This window comes from Mesorhizobium sp. M7A.F.Ca.US.002.01.1.1 (assembly GCF_004022955.1).
In the GTDB taxonomy this organism is placed as follows: Bacteria; Pseudomonadota; Alphaproteobacteria; order Rhizobiales; family Rhizobiaceae; genus Mesorhizobium; species Mesorhizobium ciceri.
In genome coordinates this window covers 1-4805 of sequence record NZ_RZQE01000454.1, presented here as the reverse complement: position 1 = coordinate 4805, position 4805 = coordinate 1, and the positions used below count along the sequence as shown (strand labels likewise).

At 62.5% G+C, this 4805-nt stretch carries 5 protein-coding genes; 3 read left to right on the top strand and 2 right to left on the bottom strand.

Features of this window, described 5'->3' with window-relative positions; translation table 11 throughout:
• On the top strand, window positions 1–831 hold an 831-nt coding region (locus EN932_RS29445), incomplete at its 5' end, for a Xaa-Pro peptidase family protein (RefSeq protein WP_164890673.1).
• Here EN932_RS29445 and EN932_RS29440 read toward each other — a convergent pair.
• Together EN932_RS29440 and EN932_RS29435 are read right to left on the bottom strand one after the other, a co-directional pair.
• Window positions 796–1623 (bottom strand): PhnD/SsuA/transferrin family substrate-binding protein, encoded by an 828-nt coding sequence (locus EN932_RS29440; protein ID WP_127369929.1) that lies wholly within the window; start codon window positions 1621–1623, stop codon window positions 796–798. The genes EN932_RS29445 and EN932_RS29440 overlap by 36 nt on opposite strands.
• Before the next feature lie 91 nt (window positions 1624–1714).
• Window positions 1715–2725, bottom strand: a complete 1011-nt coding sequence (locus EN932_RS29435; RefSeq protein ID WP_024501297.1) for a fatty acid desaturase — start codon at window positions 2723–2725, stop codon at window positions 1715–1717.
• A gap of 230 nt (window positions 2726–2955) precedes the next feature.
• Between EN932_RS29435 and EN932_RS29430 the strand changes: the two genes are divergently transcribed.
• The gene (locus EN932_RS29430) at window positions 2956–3813 is read left to right on the top strand and encodes a helix-turn-helix transcriptional regulator (protein WP_013531192.1); all 858 of its coding nucleotides are present in this window, start codon (window positions 2956–2958) and stop codon (window positions 3811–3813) included.
• Window positions 3814–3944: 131 nt separating this feature from the next.
• Window positions 3945–4805, top strand: an 861-nt coding sequence (gene bmt / locus EN932_RS29425; protein ID WP_164890672.1) for a betaine--homocysteine S-methyltransferase, incomplete at its 3' end; no start/stop codon positions are given.

Sequence of the window (4805 nt, the reverse complement as noted above, 5' to 3'; positions counted from 1 at the left end):
GAACATGGTAGCGGCAACAGCCGCATCGCTGTCGACCACATCAATCCCGAAGGCGTCGAGGAGCTGGCTCGCCTCGGCATTTCCATCGGCAATGGCGAAGCAGTGATGGAGAACGCGCGGCTGATCAAATCGCCGGACGAAATCCTCGCCATGCGCCGGGCGATTGTCGCTTGCGAAGCGGCGATGGGCGAGATGGAACAGGCGCTGAAGCCGGGCATTTCCGAGAACGAGCTATGGGCGGAATTGCATCGTGGCAACATCGCGCGCGGCGGCGAGTGGATCGAGACGCGACTGCTGACGTCAGGCCCGCGCACCAATCCGTGGTTCCAGGAATGCTCTTCGCGAAAGATCGAGGCTGGCGATCTCGTCGCCTTCGACACCGACCTGATCGGCCCCTACGGCTTCTGCGCCGACCTGTCGCGCACCTGGCTGTGCGGCGATGCAAACCCGTCGAATGAACAGCGCGCCCTGTTCCGCATCGCCGCCGACCAGATCGAACACAACATGGCTCTGATGCAGCCAGGCATCTCGTTTCGCGCCCTCGTCGAAGCCTCGGCGGTGCCGCCGGGTGACTGCTTCCCGACGCGCTACGGCGTGCTCTATCACGGCGTCGGTCTGGCCGATGAATACCCGACCTTGCCGCATGCCAGCGACTGGACATCGGACACGCCGGACGGCGTGCTGGAACCTGGCATGGTGCTGTGCGTGGAAAGCTATATCGGCCGGCTTGGCGGGCGCGAAGGCGTCAAGCTCGAAGAGCAGATCCTGATCACCGAGACCGGCAACGAACAGCTCTCAACCTACCCGCTGGATACGAGGCTGCTCGGATAGTCCGGCAAGCGCTTCTCGCATTGCCCTGACTGTCTTTTCCGGTGTTGCCCTCGCCGTGATGAACGGCAGGCCTTTGCGCCGTCCGGTCCAGCCGACGATCGCGACTTTCCGCGCTGCTGGCTCGAAGCGCTGCGCCAGCGCCCAGCTTTCGCAGTCGATCGCTGCAACATCGGCCCTGCCCTCGGCAATGGCGACGATTGAAGCGCGGTGACCGCCGCTCTCGCTACGCGACGAAAAGATGTCCAAGCCTTCGCCGGCCGCTTGCAGGTCGCGCGTCAGCGCAATGATGCCCGACATGGAATCGAGGCTGTTGAAGGTGAAGCGCTTGCCGCGGATCAGATCGAGCGGGATGAGAGCGCTGCCATCCGTAGGCGATCGAACTTCCGGTCCCTCGCCTATCCGCATCACCAGAGCGCTCGAATAGAGCTCGCCCTGCCCGCCTTCATAGGCGTCATAGCTCGGCTGGCCGACCACCTGCACATGCCTGGACAGGCCAAGTTCCATCGGCCCCCAGCAGGTCTGCGCGAACAGCAGCAAAGGATGCAGCCACAATCTATGGAAATCGAGTTCATCCGGTGGCAATGTCGCGGGATCGGGTGCGATCAATGCACCGGCAGCATCGCGAATTCCGCCCGGCACCGGCGGCAGGTCGCCATTGCGCCGCACGATGGCTCCCGGCGCGTCGATCCCCTTTTGCCGAAACGCATCGCGCAGCAGCACCCATTGCGCGTCGACCTCATCGCGCATTTCGGGCCAATCATACATCGGCAACGCCGCAACCAATTCACTCATGCCGATATCAAATCATCATGTCTGGAAAAAGGATCGCGAAAACGCGGCGTCCAATCAGAATTGGCCGACACGGATTCCGGGTAGGCCGGAATTATTCCTTGGGCGGCTCGGCGGGAACCGGCGCACTGCCGAGCCCGCTGATGCTGCGCGCCCTGATGCGCGGCTTGAAGGCCCTGCCCGGCTCAGGCGCACGCCGCAGCACCGGGTGCACGATCGGCTCTTTCGCCTTGAACGCATAGGCTTTGACCAGCGCGAAATAATTCGGATAGGCATAGCCATTGTTCATCCGCAGCCATTCCTCACGGCGGTCGCGAAACAGCTTGGGCAGCTTGTACCAGGCCACGGTCGGGGTCTTGTGATGGACGAAATGCAGATTGTTGTTGAGGAACAGGAACGACAGCGGCGAGCGCTCGACGATCACCGTACGGCCTTCCGGATGTTCCGACCATTGATGCTCGGCGAACGTACGGATCGAGATCAGCGACTGGCCGAGCCAGACCGGCACCAGAATGTAAAGCCACAGCGGGATGCCGAAGCCGAACTGAACGATCGGCAGCACGACGGCCAGGCCGATCGCATGCAGCAGCCAGGCCTTGCGGATCGGCTTGTCGCCGGCGATCACCTGCTTGGCATCGTCGATGAAGAAGCCGACGCAGGACAGCCACGGGCCGAGCACGAAGCGGCCTGCCATGGTGTTGTTGATCTTGAGCAGGAATTTCATCGTCGGCGGCAGCTCGTCATGCTGCCAGAGCGCCTGATAATAGCTTTCCGGGTCATCGAGCGGGTCGGTCAGCCGCTCGTCGGCGTGGTGACGCAGATGAATGGTCTTGAAGCGGCGGAACGGCCAGACCAGACCGATCGGCAGAAACACGAAGGCTTCGTTGACCCGCGCGTTGCGCGTCGGATGCCCGTGCAGCACTTCGTGCATGATCGACGACTGCAATGCGGCGGTGAAGGCGAGGACGGCGAGCGCCAGGACGGGATAGGAAGGCCAGAGCAGGAAACCGGTGGCGAGCCATGTCGCGTAGCAGAAGAAGGCGAGTACCACGGTTGGCCACTCAATGGCCCGTACGCTGTGTCGCCTGATGCTCTTGCTCGTCATGCTATCGACCACTGCCCCTCAGTCGCCGGAATCCCAATTGATTCCTGACAGCATTGTGTCAGGAGAAATGATTCCACTCAACGAGACAAAGTGCACGAACTGTTGCGATTGCGCATTTTTGACCGCACATGTTATACATTGTAAACAGACTTAGGGATTCATTTACGCCTAACGCCACCCTCGGAGCGGTTCCGGCGCAAATTTTTCCTCAATCCAGGTGGAGCACGGACATGGACAAGCGCGACCTGTCGACGATCTTCCGCGAGCGACTGAAGATGCTCTTGACACGCTCCGACCTGAATCAGTCGGCCTTCGCAACCGCGGTCGGCATCGACCGCTCGGCGCTGTCGCAACTGCTGTCGGGCGCCTCGACGCGCCTGCCCCGCGCCGAAACACTGCTCAACATCGCCGCCGAGTTCAAGGTGTCGCTCGATTGGCTCCTCGGCCTCAGCCAGGACGAAGGTCTCACCGGCGAAATCCGCGAAAGCCTGGAGATCGAAGAGGCACCGGATGGTTTCGACCGCACGCTGTTGGCCAAATGGCATGCCGAGGCGGCAGGCACCAAGATCCGCTACGTGCCTGCCGGCATTCCCGATCTTCTGCGCACCGAAGCGCTGGTCGACTACGAAGCCGGCATCGCCAACAAGAGCCGCCTGGCGCAGGCCGGCGAAACGCAATACCGCATCGACTACAACAGGCGGCCTGAGACCGACATGGAAGTCTGCATGCCGCGCCACACGCTGGAGATATTTGCCCGCGGGCTGGGTGTCTGGGACCGTTTCCCCGAAGCCGACCGGCGCGCGCAGCTGCTGCACATGGCGACGCTGCTCGACGACCTCTATCCGACCTTCCGGCTGTTTCTCTATGACGGGCGCATGCGCTATTCGATCCCCTACACAATCTTCGGCCCTTATCGCGCCGCCATCTATGTCGGCGACATGTATCTGGTGCTCAACGCCACCCAGCCGATCCAGACGTTGATCCAGCATTTCGACAATCTGATCCGGGCCGCCGACATCAATGCGCACGAGGCGTCCGGCTTCGCGCACAGACTGGCCGGCATGTCGTTCCCAACAGGCACTGTCTGATCTTCGGCAACAATGATCCTTCGGACGGAAACCGGCCTCCGCATTGGTGGCCGCGTTGCCGCCATTCCATTGACTACACATAAAGACTTCTTTATATCCTTATTCGACTTCGAAACATGAAAGCCAATCCGATGACGACCACCAACCCGATCGATGCTCTGCTGGCCGAAAAGGGCGTGCTGCTGGCCGATGGCGCCACCGGCACAAACCTGTTCGCCATGGGGCTGGAAGCCGGCGAGGCGCCCGAGTTGCTCAACGAGACGGCGCCTGACACCATCACCAGCCTGCATCAGAATTTCGTCGATGCCGGGGCCGACATCATCCTCACCAACTCGTTCGGCGGCACCCGCCACCGGCTGAAGCTGCATCATGCGCAGGACCGTGTGCATGCGCTGAACAAGCGCGCCGCCGAGATCGCCCGTGCTGTCGCCGACAAGGCCGGCCGCAAGGTGATCGTCGCCGGTTCGGTCGGCCCGACCGGCGAATTGCTGGTGCCGCTCGGCGCCATGACCTACGACGAGGCGGTCGACGCCTTCGCCGAGCAGATCGAGGGTCTCAAGGAAGGCGGCGCCGAAGTCGCCTGGATCGAGACGATGTCTGCTCCCGACGAGATCCGCGCCGCCGCCGAGGCTGCCATCCGCGTCGGCCTGCCTTACACCTATACCGGTTCCTTCGACACCGCCGGCCGCACCATGATGGGCCTGCTACCCAGGGATATCCACGGCGTCACCGACGGGCTGTCGCAGGCGCCGCTTGGCGTTGGCGCCAATTGCGGCGTCGGCGCGTCTGACATCCTGGCCTCGCTGCTCGACATGACCGAGGCGAAGCCGGAGGCAACGGTGATCGTCAAGGGCAATTGCGGCATTCCCGAATTCCGCGGCACCGAAATCCATTATTCCGGCACACCCGAACTGATGGCCGACTATGTCAGGCTCGCCGTCGATGGCGGCGCCAAAATAATCGGCGGCTGCTGCGGCACCTCGTTCCAGCAC